At 48.4% G+C, this 18,310-nt stretch carries 16 protein-coding genes and 1 tRNA gene; 6 read left to right on the top strand and 11 right to left on the bottom strand.

The features are described from left to right. Positions 1-78: 78 nt before the first annotated feature. The 3 genes from GJR95_RS02045 to GJR95_RS02035 all read left to right on the top strand — a co-directional run bounded on the left by GJR95_RS02045 (position 79) and on the right by GJR95_RS02035 (position 3,570). Positions 79-1,761: a TonB-dependent receptor gene (locus GJR95_RS02045; RefSeq protein WP_162384296.1), complete on the top strand. Its 1,683-nt coding sequence runs from the start codon at positions 79-81 to the stop codon at positions 1,759-1,761. Between the two features lie 20 nt (positions 1,762-1,781). Then, positions 1,782-2,906 (top strand): HU domain-containing protein, encoded by a 1,125-nt coding sequence (locus GJR95_RS02040; protein WP_162384295.1) that lies wholly within the window; start codon positions 1,782-1,784, stop codon positions 2,904-2,906. A 298-nt stretch (positions 2,907-3,204) separates the two neighbouring features. Next, on the top strand, positions 3,205-3,570 hold the full coding sequence (locus GJR95_RS02035) for an Imm8 family immunity protein (protein WP_162384294.1): 366 nt from the start codon (positions 3,205-3,207) through the stop codon (positions 3,568-3,570). A 174-nt stretch (positions 3,571-3,744) separates the two neighbouring features. Here GJR95_RS02035 and GJR95_RS02030 read toward each other — a convergent pair whose 3' ends face one another. The 5 genes from GJR95_RS02030 to GJR95_RS02010 form a co-directional block, all read right to left on the bottom strand. Then, a complete protein-coding gene (locus GJR95_RS02030) occupies positions 3,745-4,608 on the bottom strand; it encodes a sigma-70 family RNA polymerase sigma factor (protein WP_009282104.1) in 864 nt (287 codons plus the stop codon). Between the two features lie 75 nt (positions 4,609-4,683). After that, entirely contained in the window at positions 4,684-6,810 is a 2,127-nt protein-coding gene (gene pnp, locus GJR95_RS02025) for a polyribonucleotide nucleotidyltransferase (RefSeq protein ID WP_162384293.1), read from the bottom strand. 195 nt (positions 6,811-7,005) lie between these two features. After that, the gene (rpsO, locus tag GJR95_RS02020) at positions 7,006-7,281 is read right to left on the bottom strand and encodes a 30S ribosomal protein S15 (RefSeq protein ID WP_162384292.1); all 276 of its coding nucleotides are present in this window, start codon (positions 7,279-7,281) and stop codon (positions 7,006-7,008) included. A gap of 106 nt (positions 7,282-7,387) precedes the next feature. Beyond that, the gene (locus tag GJR95_RS02015; RefSeq protein ID WP_162384291.1) at positions 7,388-8,914 is read right to left on the bottom strand and encodes an LptF/LptG family permease; all 1,527 of its coding nucleotides are present in this window, start codon (positions 8,912-8,914) and stop codon (positions 7,388-7,390) included. Positions 8,915-9,025: 111 nt separating this feature from the next. Beyond that, a complete protein-coding gene (locus GJR95_RS02010) occupies positions 9,026-9,418 on the bottom strand; it encodes an START-like domain-containing protein (RefSeq protein ID WP_162384290.1) in 393 nt (130 codons plus the stop codon). A gap of 175 nt (positions 9,419-9,593) precedes the next feature. On the opposite strand from GJR95_RS02010, the gene GJR95_RS02005 reads away from it, so the two are divergent. Continuing rightward, positions 9,594-9,667 (top strand) — tRNA-Met (locus GJR95_RS02005). A 238-nt stretch (positions 9,668-9,905) separates the two neighbouring features. Here the strand turns inward: GJR95_RS02005 and GJR95_RS02000 are convergent. The 4 genes from GJR95_RS02000 to GJR95_RS01985 form a co-directional block, all read right to left on the bottom strand. After that, positions 9,906-10,421, bottom strand: coding sequence for a hypothetical protein (locus tag GJR95_RS02000; protein WP_162384289.1), 516 nt, complete (start codon positions 10,419-10,421; stop codon positions 9,906-9,908). Beyond that, entirely contained in the window at positions 10,364-10,630 is a 267-nt protein-coding gene (locus tag GJR95_RS01995; protein WP_162384288.1) for a hypothetical protein, read from the bottom strand. The genes GJR95_RS02000 and GJR95_RS01995 overlap by 58 nt, the downstream gene beginning before the upstream one ends. Then, on the bottom strand, positions 10,627-11,697 hold the full coding sequence (locus GJR95_RS01990; protein ID WP_162384287.1) for a serine hydrolase domain-containing protein: 1,071 nt from the start codon (positions 11,695-11,697) through the stop codon (positions 10,627-10,629). Before GJR95_RS01990 ends, GJR95_RS01995 begins: the two co-directional genes overlap by 4 nt. Before the next feature lie 174 nt (positions 11,698-11,871). Beyond that, positions 11,872-12,192 carry a hypothetical protein gene (locus GJR95_RS01985; RefSeq protein WP_162384286.1) on the bottom strand — a complete coding sequence of 107 codons (321 nt, stop codon included), beginning with the start codon at positions 12,190-12,192 and terminating at the stop codon, positions 11,872-11,874. 394 nt (positions 12,193-12,586) lie between these two features. Between GJR95_RS01985 and GJR95_RS01980 the strand changes: the two genes are divergently transcribed. Next, positions 12,587-13,708, top strand: a complete 1,122-nt coding sequence (locus GJR95_RS01980; RefSeq protein WP_162384285.1) for a hypothetical protein — start codon at positions 12,587-12,589, stop codon at positions 13,706-13,708. 132 nt (positions 13,709-13,840) lie between these two features. After that, positions 13,841-14,287, top strand: coding sequence for an SRPBCC family protein (locus GJR95_RS01975; protein WP_162384284.1), 447 nt, complete (start codon positions 13,841-13,843; stop codon positions 14,285-14,287). Between the two features lie 35 nt (positions 14,288-14,322). Here GJR95_RS01975 and GJR95_RS01970 read toward each other — a convergent pair whose 3' ends face one another. Then, complete coding sequence (locus tag GJR95_RS01970; RefSeq protein WP_162384283.1) at positions 14,323-14,859, bottom strand: GNAT family N-acetyltransferase; 537 nt, start codon at positions 14,857-14,859, stop codon at positions 14,323-14,325. A gap of 44 nt (positions 14,860-14,903) precedes the next feature. Then, positions 14,904-18,287 carry a fibronectin type III domain-containing protein gene (locus tag GJR95_RS01965; RefSeq protein WP_162384282.1) on the bottom strand — a complete coding sequence of 1,128 codons (3,384 nt, stop codon included), beginning with the start codon at positions 18,285-18,287 and terminating at the stop codon, positions 14,904-14,906. Positions 18,288-18,310: the final 23 nt, after the last annotated feature.

Here is an 18,310-nt window from a genome sequence, read left to right as displayed (position 1 = left end):
GAGGACCAGTATGTACCCCATGACTACTTAGGTTTCACTTTTGATGCGTTGTTCTTCGCTACTTTCTCACGCTTCACTATGACATATCGTCCCCTACTCACCCTTTCCTTTCTTTCGCTGTCGGCTACGTTGTTGGCGCAGCAGCCGAAGCCAACCCGGCCGGTTAAAGAAGGTGAGGTCGATAATCAGGAAATTACGGTCGAAAAAAGCCGGAAGATCGAGCTTCCGCCTGCCAATCGGCTGTTCAACAAAATTCCATCCGTTAAAGCACCGGCCGAACAACGGAAACTGACCTATGAATTCGAAGACCGGAAACTGACCGTTGGCGATCCGCGCATTACGCCGGGTGTTCTGGCCCCGGCCATGACCCAGCCCGACGAAACACCCGCCTTTAGTAACTATGTAAAGGTTGGCGCCGGTAACTACAGTTCGTTCCTGGGCGAAGGCTTCGTCGGGATCAACAACCTGTCGAATCTGTCGCTGGAAGGATCGGTCAGGCATCTCTCGTCGGGCCTAGGCCCCGTCGATGGCAAGAATTCGTCCCAAAGCGATACCAAGGTTAAGGTAACGGGTAAATACCTGACCGACGCCTTCAAACTACAAGCCGATGTAGGGTTCGACCGGAATGCCTATAATTTTTATGGCTACAGCCGCGAGTATGCGAACTCATCGGCGTTCAATCCGGACCTGATCAAACAGCGCCTGAATACCGTAAACGTCCGGCTGGGCATCGAAAATGCCAATACGGAAAACGCCATCGATTACTCGCTGCGTACGGGTATTACCTCCCTTCGCGATCGGTTCAATGCTTCCGAAACGGATTGGGGTACGAATTTCAACGGCTCACTGGGCATTACTGACAATGTGTTTGCACTCGTGGCCGCCGACGCCTACGTAACCCAGCGCTCCGATGGCTCGATCGTCGACAACCGGAATCTGTTCCGGGTAAAGCCAACTTTCAAATACACGTCGTCCCTGTTTACCATAACAGCGGGACTCAATGCAGTCAATCAAACGGATCAACGGCAGGGCATCAATAATACAAGGGCTTTCCCGGTGGTCGATATCGACGTGGTACCGGTGGCCAACATCCACTTCTTTGCGGGTGTTGACGGTGATATCAACCGGAACACATTGCGCTCATTATTAAGCGAAAACAAGTGGTTAGCTCCACAAGTACTTTTAGTTAACACTGTTAAGTCCCTGGATATCTACGGTGGTTCAAAAGGAGCTCTTGGTGGCGGTTTTTCGTATGAAGGAAAAGTTTCCTACGCCAGTTACCGGGATTTTTCAACCTTTAACAATACGTTCCCGGATTCGACCAAGTTTTTTGTCCTGTACGATGGCGGCATTTCGCGGGTGCTGACCATCTCTGGCCAGCTTGCCTATGCCCAGAAGGACAAATTCCGCTCGACGCTCAAAGGAGACTTCTTCCGCTACGGTTTAGACCGGCTTGAAGAAGCCTGGGGCCGCCCCCGATTTGCGGGTACGTGGACCAACTCGTACATTCTGAATAAAAAATTATTCATCACGGCGGATTTGTATTTTTATGAGGGCATCAAAAACAAAAACTTTACGTCAAACAAGGTCTATACCCTAAAACCGATCTACGACGCCAACATTAAAATTGACTATTTCCTAGGGAAACAGGTATCTGCCTTTGTCTCGTTAAATAATATCTTTAACCAGAATTACGAACGCTATTTGTATTATCAGTCGCAAGGCCTTAACTTTCTCGGAGGAATTAGTTATTCATTCTAACCTCCATCGACGAACAGACTATGGCTTCCGTCAATGACTATCTCAAAAAGTTGCTGTACCAGTACGACTGTGTAGTTGTACCAGAGTTGGGGGCCTTTCTGACCCATTACCAACCGGCATCCTTTACGGAAACCAGTGGTTTATACCTGCCGCCCCGCAAACGCGTTGCCTTTAACGAGGCTTTGCGGTTAGACGATGGGATTCTTGCCAATTATATTATGCTGCATGAGCCCCTGACCCGCGAAGGCGCTCAGCGGCACATCAGTTCGTTCGTTGCTGAACTTCGGAAACAGGTCGATCAAACGGGTCGTTTCGAACTGGAAGGTGTCGGTACGTTTACGCAAAACGACGAAGGCCGGCTTCAGTTTGACCCCAGTTTACGGCATAATTTTTTCGGTGAAGCCTATGGCATGAGTGCTATTTCGGCACAATTAGTGACGAGCCAGTCGCTACTCGAACCTGCCATTGACGCCGTGCCCATTACGGCAATTGGGCCTGTTCTGGTTCGGGATGAGGATACGGTTATAGAGCCGCTTCGCCCTGCCCGCTCCTACTGGCGAATTGCGGCAGCGGCTTTGCTGATCGGTTCATTGGGCCTGTTTAGTTATTCGTCCGTGATTAAGCCCGGTCAATCGCTGCAAAGTAGTCTGGATCCGGCAAACCTGTTTCGGCTTCCGGCTTCGTTCGTCAATCGTTCTGCAGCGGTAAAAGAAACAGCGAAACCAGTCGTTGTTCATCAGGCCAAAGCAGTGTCAACCGCCCCGGCCGTTACAGAAGCTACTCCCGTTGCAACCCCTGTTCAACCTGTTTCTACGCCTGCTCCGGTTGTTGTCAAGGAACCCAGCGTGGCACCGATTAGCCAGCCAGAGACGGTTGTTAGTACAGCGGTTGCCACAAAACCGGTGCGTACAGGCCCTTACTTCACGGTTATAGCGGGTAGTTTTTCCAGTAAACGAAACGCGCTCCGTCTGAGACGTCAATTAAAGAAAGCGGGCTATACCGACGCCTACGTGATCGCCCCAAATCAAAAAGGGCAGCTGTACAAAGTGGCCGCTGCTGGCTCCGCACTACGCGAAGAAGCCGTTGCCAGTATGGCAGCTGTTGGTCAAGTGGCCGGTACGGAAACCTGGATATACAAGAATTAGATAGACACGAGTCCAAAAAAAAGACCGCTCGATCAAGGGCGGTCTTTTTTGTTTTTATAACTCAATGTTCAGTCCGGCTTCTTCTCCACAGATGCATAGTTGGCCTTTAGCTGGGCATTTTCCTCTTTAAGTAATTGTATTAGATCATCTTTACTTTTCAACAAATCGGCATATAAGTCACGGGAATCAGTCATCTTTCCTTCACATACGGTTCAGGCTATTATTGAGAGAAGAGACATTCCAGATGGTAACTGGAACCATAATGGGCACTTAGATATAGTCCCTTAAACATACATTTATGAAAGCAGTAATAAAGGAATGCTACAGTACTGATGTTGACGATTTGTTCGATTATAAGCCGGATGCTATCAATGGCTTCGACTTTCCTCTTCGATTCGTGATCGGCCCCAAAGATGCTCTAGGTGGAGAATGCTTTGATGTCTTAGTATGTAATCTTGCTTACTTCCAAAATAAATTCCCACCTGGAGAAGTTATTTTTGGCCGACACCTCCTTATTGTTCAACAGTATGATTTCAACAACATCCTTGACTTTGTGGCAAAGTATGTCACATCGCTTGAGGAAGACACTTGGGACGCTTTAGCTAACAAACTTGCCAGAATAGGTAAATGGGAGTTTGAAGATTACAGGCCCTATACGGTTTAACGTAGTATTCTTTTATCTTAAGACAATTAAGTAGTAATCTAAAGGTAAAGACTGAGTAGCCATCGCTGGCAAATACCAACGTTTACTTCATAGCTAGACCACCATTCGATTTCCCTGAACATGACAAAGGCTCCCGCTTTCGCAGGAGCCTTACATCACACACAAACAGGAAGCTTAGCCAAGGTACGTCTTCAGCGCCTTCGACCGGGAGGTGTGGCGCAGACGGCGGATGGCTTTTTCTTTTATCTGACGAACCCGTTCACGGGTCAGATTAAACTTCTCACCAATTTCTTCGAGTGTCATGGCGTGTTCGCCATTCAGACCGAAGTAGAGGGTAATCACATCGGCTTCACGCTGCGTCAGCGTCGACAAAGCCCGTTGTACTTCCTTACGTAGTGAATCGTTGATCAGACCCGAGTCGGGTTTGTCTTCACCATCGTTTTCGAGTACGTCGAGCAGGCTGTTTTCTTCACCCTGCACAAACGGAGCATCCATCGACACGTGGCGGCCAGAAATCTTTAACGTATCGACCACTTCAGCAGCGGAGATTTCAAGCACGGCGGCCAGTTCTTCTGGTGATGGCTCCCGCTCAAATTTTTGCTCCAGGTCAGAAAACGTCTTCGAAATCTTGTTCAGCGAACCAACCCGGTTCAGTGGTAGACGCACAATACGCGATTGCTCGGCCAACGCTTGCAGGATCGATTGGCGAATCCACCAAACGGCGTAGGAAATGAATTTAAACCCCCGTGTTTCATCAAAACGCTGGGCGGCTTTAATCAGACCCAGGTTCCCTTCGTTGATCAAATCACCTAACGAAAGCCCCTGATTCTGATATTGTTTTGCTACAGACACGACGAAACGTAAGTTAGCCTTGGTCAGCCGTTCCAGTGACAGTTGATCACCTTCCCGGATTTTTTGGGCCAGCGTTACTTCCTCATCGGGCGTAAGCAGGTCTACTTTACCAATCTCCTGCAAGTACTTGTCTAACGACTGGCTCTCGCGGTTGGTAATCTGTTTTGAAATTTTTAGCTGTCTCATGATACGTTGCCCCGATTCGGGTGGCTATATAACGCTAACTTTTGACGTTGCATTACACGAAAAAGTAACAATCTCTTACGCATTTTTGTTCTCCGGTTTCGGCAGAAGAACTTTACGCGATAAACGATACTTTCCTGTCTTTTTATCCACGTCAATCAATTTTACCGTCACCTCTTCACCTACTTGCAGGACACCGTCCATGGTTTCAAGACGTTCCCACTTGATCTCGGAAATGTGCAAAAGTCCATCCTTTCCAGGCATAAACTCGACAAACGCACCGAATGGCTGGATGGTTTTCACCTTACCTACGTACACTTCACCCACTTCAGGTACGGCCACAATCCCTTTCACGCGTGAAACGGCCCGGTCCATACTTTCTTTGTTGGTAGCAAAAATGCTTACCCAACCCGCGTTGTCGTGCTCGTCGATATTAACAACGGCGCCCGAATCTTTCTGAATATCCTGAACAACTTTACCACCGGGTCCGATAACGGCGCCGATCTGGTTGGTGTCAATCTTGATAACGATAGCCCGGGGAGCGTGTGATTTCAGATCTGACCGGACGTCGGCAATACCCTTAGCCATTTCGCCAAGAATGTGAAGCCGTCCAAGACGAGCCTGCTCCAGAGCCTGCGCGAGTACCTCGTACGACAACCCGTCTACTTTCAGGTCCATCTGGCAGGCAACGATCCCTTTAGTCGTGCCGGTCACTTTGAAATCCATATCGCCCAGGTGATCCTCGTCGCCGAGGATGTCGGACAATACGGCATATTTATCGCCGTCCGAAATCAGCCCCATGGCAATACCGGCTACCGGTGCCTTGATTTTGATACCTGCATCCATCAGCGCCATTGTACCGGCACATACGGTTGCCATCGACGACGAACCATTCGATTCGAGAATATCCGATACAATCCGAATGGTGTAGGGATTTTCGGATTCAGGTGGCAATACTTTCTTCAACGAACGGTGGGCCAGATTACCATGACCGATTTCCCGACGACCAGCGCCCCGGTTGGGTTTTACTTCACCAGTCGAGAAACCGGGAAAGTTATAGTGCAACAGGAATTTGCTGTACCCCTGGTACATCGCCTGATCAACAATTTGTTCATCAACTTTCGTACCAAGCGTTACGGTCGTCAGCGACTGGGTTTCTCCACGGGTAAATAAGGCCGATCCGTGAGGACCTGGCAGATAACCCGCTTCGGCAGAAATGGCACGGATCTCATCGAGTTTACGGCCGTCTAACCGAACGCGCTCGTCGAGAACCAGTCGGCGGGATGCCTCCCACTCCAGATCGTGGAAATACGTTTTTATCAGGCTTACATTCACTTCCGAACCTTCGGGGAATGTAGCCAGGTATTCCTGAAGCACGGCTTTAAAGCCCTCAGAACGCCCTTTTTTGCTGGGATTCTGCCGGCTAGCCACTTCGTATACTTTATCGTAGCAATACGCACGAACAGCAGCACGAAGTGCTTCGTCGTGCGTTTCGTGATTGTATTCGCGCTTTTGGGTTTTACCAACCTTGGCTTCTAATTCTTTTTGCGCCTGACACTGCACTTTGATGGCATCATGGGCAACTTTAAGTGCTTCCACGACTTCGGCTTCCGAGCATTCACTCATTTCGCCTTCCACCATGCAAATGTCTTTTTCGGTCGCAGCGACAATCAGATCGAGCGTAGCCCGGTCAAGCTCTGCCGTTTTGGGGTTGATTTTATACTGACCATCAATTTTCGCAACCCGAACTTCAGAAATGGGTCCGTTGAACGGAATATCGGATACCGCCAGTGCCGACGATGCAGCCAGTGCGGCTAAGGCATCGGGCTGAACGTCCGGATCAGCAGAAATCAACGTGATTATTACCTGGGTATCGGCGTGGTAATTGTCCGGAAAAATCGGCCGCAGCGCGCGGTCAACCAGACGGCTAATCAGAATTTCGTGATCGCCCAAACGACCTTCCCGCCGTTGAAAGCTGCCAGGAATTCGGCCAGCCGATGCAAATTTTTCCTGGTAATCAACCGACAGGGGTAAGAAATCAACGCCTTCTTTCGCTTCTTTACTCGATACGACCGTGGCTAACAGCATGGTGTCGCCCAGTCGCACAACCACCGCTCCGTCGGCCTGTCTGGCCAGTTTGCCGGTTTCGATGGTAATTTCCCGCCCGTCGGGCAGCGCAACGGATTGCGTGGTGATTTGAAACATACAACAGATTTTGGATACGCCCTCTTACAGCTTTACCGCTATGTCAGACCGAGATAATCCCGCTCTGTACTTTAACCTCATTATTAAACTCTTTCCTTAACCGCTTTCACGACAGCAATCACTAATTCACTAAAGAAACCACAAAAATGAGGGAATCTACTGTTCAGCAGATTCCCTTTTTAGTGCATGGTCCGATTATTTTCTCAGACCCAGCGCGGCCAGAATAGCCCGGTATCGTGTGATGTCTTTTTGTTGCAGGTAGTTCAGCAGACGCCGACGCTTACCGACTAATTTTAAAAGACCTAATTGGGTGCCGTAATCGTGCTTGTGAACTTTCAGGTGCTCGGTCAAATGACTGATCCGGTACGTGAACAGCGCGATCTGGGATTCGGCCGACCCGGTGTCACCAGCACTTTTGGCGTGACCCGAGGTGGAGAAGATCTCCTGTTTTTTTTCGGTCGTTAGATACATCTTCAGACAGCTAAATAAAATAACAAAATTTGAATTTGGGTGCAAAGATAGTAAAAAAACGGACAGCTTCCAGTAAGCAGCCCCTGAAAAGTTTAGAGCCGTGAAATTACCCGTTGTTTGACGACTTAAGGCGAGCTTCCTGAACCTGTAGCCGGTAGGCTGCCCATTTCTGCTTTACCCGCTCCCAGGCGATACGATACACGTCGCCATCGAACAGACGTGAGTCATGGCGGGCGCGCTGCATCAGGAACAGCCCCACCGGAAATAGCACCAGGTTAGCCATCCAGGCACCAAGTGGCACCCAGATCAGGCCATCTTTGGCGTATTTATCGCCCGTGAGTGTCAATACATAAAGAAATATGAAGAAGACGATCGATACCAGAACCGGTAAGCCAAAGCCCCCTTTTTTTATAATAGCCCCCATTGATGCGCCGATCAGGAACATGACAAAAACGGAAATGGCCTGGGTAAATTTATGATTGCTCTCCAGTTGATATTTCCAGACATTTTTTTCTTTCTCCGTCAGGAAGTTCACATTCGAAGTGGCATACGACAGGATATTCTGCGCCTGGCTATAAGCCGCCTGAGCAAGGTCGGGCTGAGCAAGATTCTGTTTTTTCAGTAATGAATCGATCCATTTACCGTCTTTCACCACAACGGCAGGCTTTGTGGTGACGTTGGTTTTAAATTGATAGTTGTAATACTGTCGCGATGTATTGGCAACACTCAGGCTCGTATTTCTATAATCTTTTCGTAGCGAGTCGGTCAGGTCCGAGAGTTGCTTCAGGTCTTTCATGTACTCATGGTACTCGAACTGATTTTCGTCCGTGCGTTTAATTCCGAACGATTCCAGGCTGATGACGAGCCTATAGTCTTTAAACCCATTCCGAACAAACTCGGCTCCTTTCACGGGTGTGCCATTGCTGGCGTAACTGACCGTCCCATTTCCCGAATACTCCTGATAATCATTGCCATTGAAAAGTTGAAAAACGAGGTATGTCCGATCCTTATCGGTATACATCCGCCCCGAATCAGCCAGAATGATCTCCCGATTACCAGTTTCAAGGCCATTTGTCGGATGCTTGTAAATAACCAGTCCTTTTAGTAAATCACCGGTGGTACTTTCCTTATCGGTTTTGACCTTTTGATCTACTTTAATACTGTAGCCGGGCAGGTCATTATAAAAAATGCCTTCTTTTAGACTCAGGGTTGCTTTGGCCGTTTTAATGTCATACAGCAGGCTATATCCTTTAAGATTAGCCCAGGGCGATACACTATTGTTGAACCAGAATGAAAAGGAGCTTATGCCAACGGCAACCACGAGCAGCGGGCGCATGGCACGGGTGAGCGAAATGCCCGCACTTTTCATGGCTGTCAGCTCAAAAAATTCGCCAAGATTACCGAACGTCATCAGCGAAGAGAGCAATACAGCCAGCGGGAGCGCGGTTGGAATCGTTAGCAGGGAAAAGTAAAAAAGAAGACGGCCGAATGTTGCTAAATCAAGGTCTTTCGAAACGAAATCGTCGATGTAGAACATCAGGAGCCGCATCAGGAAGATAAAAATGACGACACCCAGTGTAAGAAAAAACGGCCCCCAGAACGAATTGAGTACTAATTTATCTATTTTCTTCATTCTAATGTCTAATGATTGTACCCGAAACAGGCAGGTAATGGTTCACTGGCTTCTCTAGTATACGCTCAGTTCCTGCTGTACGGTTCCTTTCTCATTATTCATTAACAACTATTAACTACCAACAATTTCTCTGAGCTTATCCATTAAACCATCCCAAAGATCCTGGAGTTCGTCTTCGTCGGTTGTTGAGGAATAATCGGTTATCCGTAGAAATGTAGACTGGGTAAGTTCGGATTGATCGACCCGAAAATCGACATAATTGTTATCCGATCCGTTTTCGGCTGTATCTAAAAACTCAAAACGAACGCCTTTATTCTGTCGCATCGAAACCTGCCGCGCGATGTGACTCTCATTGTCCCATTGAAAATCGAATCGTTGTTCCGGCATCGTATTTACTTTATTGGCAAACCATTGTGATAAGCCCGAAGCCGTGCTAATGTAAGGAAACAGCATTTTTGGGGATGCCCGGAGTTCGTATTCGGCAACAAATTTTAATTTCTCCATGTCTACTTATTTAGGAAAAGGACCAGGGATTACAGACCGGAACGTCAGCTCTTTAGAACAGTAACGAATATTCTCTGCAACCCGGTCTGAGCAAAGGTAAACGATTTTTTTTGCGAAAGTCAACGCACTTTTTTGCGTCAGCCCATTTTTTGCTTACTTTTGTGAAATCAAATCCGGCGGGGTAGCTCAGATGGTTAGAGCGTAGGATTCATAACCCTAAGGTCGGCAGTTCGATCCTGCTCCCCGCTACTCTGATAATCTAGAAATAGCCCCTAATTATACACTAATAGGGGCTATTTTTAGTTAAATTCAGGAATCCAGTCATACGCTCGCTCCTGCCCTGCCTCATGGCTTGACTCATTTCCGGAGCTTACCATTCTGTTATTTGCCGGGAATTTGTATTCCTTTTCCCTTTTCGCTGTGTTGCCCGGCGAAGCCACCTACCCGATTGTCCTGAAGACCAACAAATCGGAAGTTAATTAATCCCTTAAAACGTCCGCTGAATGCCTATTCCAACACGTTGGCGTAACCCAGTCACCGGACGGGGTTGATCGTATTGGAAATAAGTCAGTTCATAGTAATCAACAGCCTGGTATCGTTTATGGAATTGATACGAATACGTTACCCGTGCGTCCAGGAACGGACTCTTCCCCAACCAGCTGGCTGCGATTTGATCCCGGCCAAAATAGGGATAATCCGGGCGATAAACTGCACTAACGATCGCTGCAAATGCCTGTCCCTGAATGCGCTGCCTGGCGCTCAGCGGATAGGTTGCCTTCGCCGATACACCCAATGAGGCAACCGCAGTATACACAATCGTCGAACCCTCCATGTCCGGCGAATAATTCGTCGTATTGTTAAACAGGCGAACCCCAGGGCCTGCAAAATACTGAACCCGATTGTCCAGGCGGCTAACCGGTAACAACCGCCATTGGTAATCGAAGCTCAACGCCATAAGCTGGGTTGACGCTTTTCGGGAAACAATGGACTGGGGAGATGCCATTGCGTTTTCAATCGGTTCTGCCCATAGTAGGCTTGCAGGCCCAATCCAATTCCCCTGTAGGTGTAATCCGAATGGAACTGATCCTTGATTTGTGAGGGAGAAACTCCGGCTGTAAGTCCCCAGAATTGTGTTCGCTGCTGACCCAGAACCGGGTTAGCCAACATCCTCAATAGAGAAACTAGTAGGGCGTGCACTACGTACTTAGTCATAACAAAGCGGGAAGAATACCAAACCGGATCATACCAAATACCTGCGCCGTGTGTCCAGAATTCAAATTCCCCGCCGTAGAAACAATCACTATATTCACGCTCGGAATAACGACAATAAAATGACCACCGTTGCCCGACGCATAATAAGCGGGATAGGTTTTATCATCCATGACGAATTGCCTTCGCCACCACAAATAACCGTACTCCTGATCACGCAAAACGACCTGTTTTCGCGTCGATTCGTCCACCCAATTGGCAGAAAGTACCTGCTGGTCCTGCCATTTCCCTTTATCCAGAAATAACTGTCCAGGTTTCGCCATGTCGCGCGGCCGAATAAACATCCGCCCACTGGTGTTAACCTGACCGGTCGGCATGCGATCCCAGCGAATCGGCCCAATACCCAGCGGATTCCATAAATACGCCTTCGCAAATTCATCAACGGTTTTCCCCGTCGCCTGTTGAAGAATACCCCCCAACACCGCAACGCCCCCGGTGCAATAGTTGCTCATGGTTCCGGGATTCGCTTTCATCGGCAGGCTAAGCGTATAGCGAATCCAATCCGGCGACTGGTACATCGTTGCTTCGTTGCCCGGTGATTGCGGGTCGTCATCGGCACACTCCAGGCCCGAACTCATCGTTAGCAAATCCCGGATGGTCATTTGCTTTTTGGTGGCAGTGAGGTTCGGCAAATCGGTGTATTGCGGAAAATAATCGACTACCTTATCATCGATGCTCTTGATCAGGTGTTTGTCGACTGCAATACCAACCAATGCCGAGGTGATACTTTTCGTTGCCGAGTAAATGTTTTCGGGAATGGATTGGGTGTAGCCATTGAAGTAATTTTCATAGACCAGTTTCCCGTATCTGACAATCAGCAGGCTGTGGATATTCCGGTATTGTTCCGTCAGAATTTGATCCGTTAACTCTTCAATCGGCCTGGGGTCCAACTGCTGACTTTGGAGCGAAGCAACTGGCCAACCATCGGCGATCTGTCCGGGAAGCTGATGGGTATAGCTTATCGGAGGATCATTACGTAACCGATTACAGGCCGTTAAGCTGAATATCAACGTAATACGTGAAAGTAGACGAAAGCACCTCATAATTCCCTTTTAAGTGCCCACAAAGGTGAGTCGTTCAGGGAAGTAATAAAAAGGTTGCCCTTTTCCTTAACGTTATTTAACAGGAGGTTGAAACCTGCCTATCCTGCTGAATTTATACCTATACACCAGCTAAACGAGCTCTTATTCCTCACTGGAAAGCAAGCCGGTTACTCCAAACAGGACGGTTCCTAAAATTTTGGGGCCGAACTTTTTCCCAGTAAACCGGCCAAACTCACTCATCCATTTGGTCTTTTCCAAAACCTTTGCTCCGGTTTCCCGTAGGGCTTCCGTCGCTGCTTTACCCGCGGCTCTCCGGGTAAAGTACATGACAGGGGCGCTCAGCCCTAATACGGAAATCCCGATCAATGTTCCTGCCACAGCGCCAACGGCTCCGGAAAATTCTCTCCCCGATTCTTCGAACTGCTTCCATTTTTCTTCGAAATCATAGTCTTTTGCGTCCATGGCTTTTTTCACAATAAGTTGACTGAAAACTGTCACTTAAAGATAGGCATTAGCCGTTTAGAACCGACAATTGAGACTATTTTTAGGCGACGACAGGAATTTTAGCCTGAGAGCAAATAGCTTGAGCGGTAGACTGGCTTAAACTCTTTACTTTTTGCTCCCATATCTTAAGCTATCTCAAGAAAATTGAGTTGTGAAAGAGCCTTATCCAGTATTTTTCCAGAAAATTACTGGCCAGGTATTATGCTGAAATACATAGAAAATGAACACATTGGCAGGCCAGGAGATTGTTATTTTTCCAATTACTCATTCGAAATAAATCACCCCTGACAAAAGAACTACCTTTAAGCTAAGCTAACCCAACCCTCTTTCCGTATCGATCCAGAATCAACCTATGACACAAGCAGTTCCGGACAGTCCTACATCCTGGTTTTTTAAATTTTGTGAATGTGCGTTGGCGGCTACTGCTTTGCTCAATCTTCTCTTGATTCCCCTGGAGTTTCTGCCATTCTCATTTTTCGGGAAATACGGCCATTATATTGAGTTTATGTTAATTGGCACGGTCGGTTTGGCCTTACTCAGAAGCCTGATCTACGTTTGGGTATGGCATCGATGCGAGCAGGCCAAAACGGTGCACAGCGATTTATATCATGCCTGGCTACAAGGTATTATTCGCTACTGGCTGGCTTTATCAATCTCCAGTTATGGCTTTGCCAAACTATTAAAAACGCAGTTTCAAACCGCTGAGTACCGACTGGATATGCCCTTGAGTTCGGTTGATGGGATGGGCCTGACCTGGTATTATTTTGGGTACTCGTATCCGTTGGCAGTGATTATTGCCCTTTGTCAGATAGGCGGGTCCCTCCTACTGCTTTATCGCCGGACAACCCTACTGGGAGCGATGATCCTTTTACCGGTGATGGTCAACATCGTTCTGATTAATCTATTCTACAAAATAACGATAGGAGCTTTTTTTAATTCGGTCATTTATTTAATATCTCTGGTGTTTCTGCTGCTGCTGCACAGAAAAAGACTCAAACTTATTCTCTGGACTGTAGTCGATCATCTTCCTGCTATTGTCTTAGGGCGAAGTTGGACCAAGCACAGCCTACGCCTGCTACCTATTGCCGTTGCCTTTATTTCTATTAAAGCATTACTAGTCATGCATCCCGAAGACCAGACGCTAAAAGGCACCTGGGCAGTGGAAAACCTGATCCGTAACGGTCAGGTCCAACCAGCTGCGGCATGGTTAACGGATCGGAAGGCCTGGAGTCGAGTCTATTTTGCGGGATTTGAAGGCTGCGCCTTTAGTCCAAATCCGTACCGATTCGAATTCAGTGAAAGTTTACTGGGCAGCTATGAGTTCGATAGCCTGCAAAACAAACTGCAAGTGGCCTTCTATTCGTCTGATACATTACGGGCCACCCTTAGTAATCGTACCGCTGAAGCGATGCGGCTCCAGGGAATTCTCGGTCATGACACATTAGACATGCAACTGACTCGACTACACCGATAGGCTGCCAGAAAAGTAGCATTGAGTATTCTTGAATTGTAGTTCACTAATTTATTTCATTAAAGTCCTGCTGCTTGTCACTCCTGGTTATTTTCTTTACATGAAACCGCTACTGGCAGGCACGTAAACCAGTACATGATGGATAAATTTTCAACAGCTATTACAATAAATTCTGAACCTGCTGGCGTGTGGGCTGCTTTAACAAAGCCTGAATTAATGGCTACATGGTTAGGGGAGCCTGAAACGAAAATAGAAATCGATACTGAGTGGAAAATCAACTCTCCAATTTTCATTCGTGGTTTTCATCACGTAAAATTTGAAACGAAAGGAATTGTCCTTCAGTATGATACTGAAAGAAAGCTAAGGTACAGTCATTTAAGCTCAGTGTCCCGACTCCCAGACAAGCCTGAAAACTATTCAATCCTTGAGTTTACGTTAACCCCCATCGATAAGCAGACGCTATTGACGCTTACTATCGAAAATTTTCCGACTGAGTCAATTCAAAAACATCTGGAGTTTTACTGGAGAACGACTGTCTTACTCATCAAGAAAAGCGTTGAGGAACCAGCAGACTGCGTATAGAAGCCGCTCGTTGGATTGTTTCTTTGCTTGGGACCTTACTTATCTTGATTGTAGGAGTCGATAGGTTGAAAACTTAGCTTATAAAGCCAGTATCGTTTGTCGAACATGGGCGGTAATTCTTTCGCCTGCCTGAAACCCAGCTCTTCATACATTGTCCGGGCGGCATTCATGAATTCGCTGGTGTGCAGTGCTACCCCAATCTCACCCGTTGCTTTAGCGTGATGAATACAAAGTTCCGTGAGTTTTCTGCCAATCCGCAACCCCCGAAAATCAGGATCAACGCCCAACAAACGGATATAACTCCAGTCTGCGGGAAAAATAGGAGTCGGATTACCGGTTGGAAGCAAAAATATCACGCCCACCAACCGGCGGTTTGCCTCACAGACAAATGTTGTCGCTTTACCCAGCAACTCCGTGTATAAGTTCTCATTCGATAAATTAGCCTCCATCCGGGCCCAGTTGATGGGCGTCAAAACAGCTTTATAATCGTGATAGGCTTTCAGCGTTACCCGAACGATGTTCGGAATATCAGTTGCGTTTGCTTTACGGTATGTCAGGTCAGGATCGGCCATTTGGGTGTTTATCTTTCCACTCTATAGGATGCTCTTTTCCAGAATTACTCGCCCATTTTTATCCGGCTACCGAAATTAAATTGTAGTTTCTGGCCCGCATCATAGGTAATGCGCAGGACTGTACCCAAATAATTGCTGGGCATCGTTACCAGGTGCTTAATCTGAACCGGATCCGTACTGAGGGGAAGTCGACCACAGGACCAGACACTCGGATCACTCCATAAACCGGTTTTAACGGTGTACATACTGGTACAGACAGGAAGTGTTTTGAATGTATTGGAGGAAGTAAACGCTGAACTTTCGGTGGCTGAACAACGCGTTTGGATCTGCCACTCGTATTGCGTATCAATGGCCAGGCCCGATAGATCGAAATAACCCTGCCCCTGATCGCTGCTTAGATTTGATAGGGTGATCCAGTCGGTTGCACCGACCACTCGATAACGACCTTCATACCGTGTTCCTGCGTCGGCATTGGCAAAGCTCCAGTTCAAACGGGCCGACGTCATGGTCAGATTCGTGACGTTTAAGCTGTAGGGTGTACTACAGGCGTATGTAGAAAAGGTATTGGTGCCCGATGGGGCTGCATTGATTCCGTTGGTACACTGACTTCTGACCTGCCACTCATAGCTGGTGTTTCCGGTCAGCCCGGAAATGACCGTATTAGTGCTGGTCAGATTACTCACCGTTGTCCAGGTAGCCGTACCCGCCAGCCGGTAAAATACCTCATAGGTCACATCGACACCCGCCTGCCCCCAGGACAAAAAAGCCGATGTAACCAGGGGCGTCTGTGACAGATAATCGGCTGATTTACAAAGGGTAGAGAAGTTGGGGCCAGTCGAAAACGTTGAACTTCCTGTTGGCGAGCACACGGTTCTGATCTGCCATTCATAGGTTGTCTGATTGGTTAATCCGCTAATGGAATAATTCCCTCCTGTAGTGGCACTGCTCACGTTGCTGATGGTAACCCAGTTTGCCTCACCAACCGCCCGATAGCGAAGGTCGTACTTCGTACCGGGGTCAGCTGGATTATACCAGTTTAACCGTGCTGACGATGATGAAATCAGATCAGTTGAGAGGTAATTGGAAGAAGGTGCGTAGCAACCAGTCGTAAACGTCAACGTTGCGGTAAAATCAGACTGGGCTGTTGCCGAGCAGGCTATTCGCACTCGCCATTCATATGCTGTAGTAGGCATCAGACCAGTCAGTTGCCGGGAGGAATACCCATATCTTGCCGTTTCAGTGAGCAGATTCCAGGTTGGATTACCAACAGACCGGTATTGCAACTCAACAGTACTACCCGACTCCAGGGCATTGGCATTTACCCAGCCAAGCGTAACCGCGGTTGCCGTCGGCATACTGGAGAGCCCGATGGGAACCGCCGGACAATAGGTACTAAAAGTCGTTAACAGGCTATACGCCGACTCGTCAGTGACTGAACAAACGCTTTTGACCTGCCATTCGTAGGTTGTATTATTGGCCAAACCAGTCAGTGAACAGGTCGTGGTGGTTAGGCTGCTGACCGTCGCCCAGTTGGCAGTACCGACCGGTCGATAGCGAACGGCATACGTCCGTCCCGATTCGAAATAGGGCATAAACCACGATAAATTCGCGGATTCGGCTCTTGGCGTAGCGCTCGGATATAGAGGAGAAACACAGGCATAGGTCGTAAAGGTCAGCGGGTCCGTAAATTCTGACGTAGCCGTTGCGGAGCAAACGCCCTGCACCCGCCATTCATATTGTGTATCTGACGTCAGGCCCGTCAGCGTGTAGGAGGATGTGTTGGTTATAGTACTACTGGTATTCCAGGTAGCGGAGCCGACAGCCCTCCACTGCAGGATAGAGGCAGGTGAAAAGGTATTCCAGGACATAGCCGCCGAAACACGGGCCGGAATGACGCCAAACGAATACGTAACTGGCGTTTGGCAAAGGGTGGTGAAGGTAACTGGCCCCGAGTAGGTGTCTTGATCCGACGCTTTCACCCGCCACTCAACCGAAGTATATCCGCTTAATGAAGAAATAGTAACTGAGGTTTGTGGTAGACGCACTTGTTCGTTCCAGCCAGTACTACCGATCGCCCGCCATTGCACATCGTAGGTTACATTGTCGCCAAGGCTGTTCCAGTTTAATTTTGCAGTATTGGCCATAATGTTCGTCGTTGTCAGCCCGGTAACCGGGTCAGTGGTCCGGGGAGTTGCTATATCGGCGGTTGGGCTCAAACTACCGGTTGTGCTGTTGGACGGGCGAATGCGATAATAATAGTGCGTCCGAAGCCGGGTATCATAATCCACAAATGTGGTTTCATCAGGCCCTACCCCGCCAATGGGCACAAAACCCTCGGTGGCCGACGTTGTCGAACGCTCGACAAAATAACCCATTTCATTCGTGGCGTTGTCCTGCCAGGTTATCGTAATAGCAATACCATTAAGCGAGACCGCGACATTACTCGGGGACACGACATTCGTTGGAGGATGAGAAAGGGAATAGCTCGTATGAGTCTGTCGGAGGGCAAGACCAGCCTGCATCCTGTCGTACTGGCCCGGTGTAAAATCGTGCGTACACGGAAAATAATACGACATAATGTTGGTGATCGAGGGGGCGTAAAGATCCCCATTGGCATCGCGGGCCGTACTGCCAGGGCTATATTGCGGGCAGCCATTTGCGTCCGTCACATAGGCTCCGGCAATGTGATAGGGATCGGCGGGCGTATCGCAGATTTCATCCCCCGCCGTCGTGCAGTTGGCTCCAGCTCCTCGTGTCACCAACTCGTCAGTCGGATACTCTCCATTGGAATACCCAAAGGTATGAAGCACACTAAACGTATGCCCTAATTCGTGAGGAATCAGGCGATTGCCTAAATCAAAATCTCCTCCATTTGTTCCGATAAATGAACGGGTCGTAACGATGTCGTCTAAAGGAAAACGGGCAAATCCACCCACACCGGGGTTCGTAAAATGGGTAACATAATATTGGTTCAGCGCATCGGTCGCATCACGACCATCGACCGTATTTCCTTCAGGGAACGGAAAAACGTTGTATAAATCGTCATCATCGATGTAATCAGGCGTTGTACCAGCGAAGTAAAACTGGATGCCAAACCCATTGAGCAGGTAATAGCTATTGGTAACGGCCATTACCTGATTGAGTCGGGTTAGATTGAAATCGGCGCTACCGTCGCTCCGGCGAACGATGTGGGGACGGATGGAGACGTATGTAATGGCGGTTGGGGCAGCACCCGATGCCCGCTTGCGTTGCAGGGCCAGTCTTGCCAGTTGCCCAAGCGACAGGGACTGTGCAGGGGTTAAGCTTGGCGTACCACAGAACGGTAGAACGGGCGGGGTAACCGACTGGGCAACGACTAATGGGGACGCGAAAAGCCCAATCAGGCAGCCAATCAGTACGATAATTTGTCTGTATAAAGTCAATTTCATGGAGTAGGGAGTAGTGGATTCGC

Source organism: Spirosoma endbachense, assembly GCF_010233585.1.
Classification (GTDB): Bacteria; Bacteroidota; Bacteroidia; order Cytophagales; family Spirosomataceae; genus Spirosoma; species Spirosoma endbachense.
This window is presented reverse-complemented; position numbering and strand designations above follow the sequence as displayed.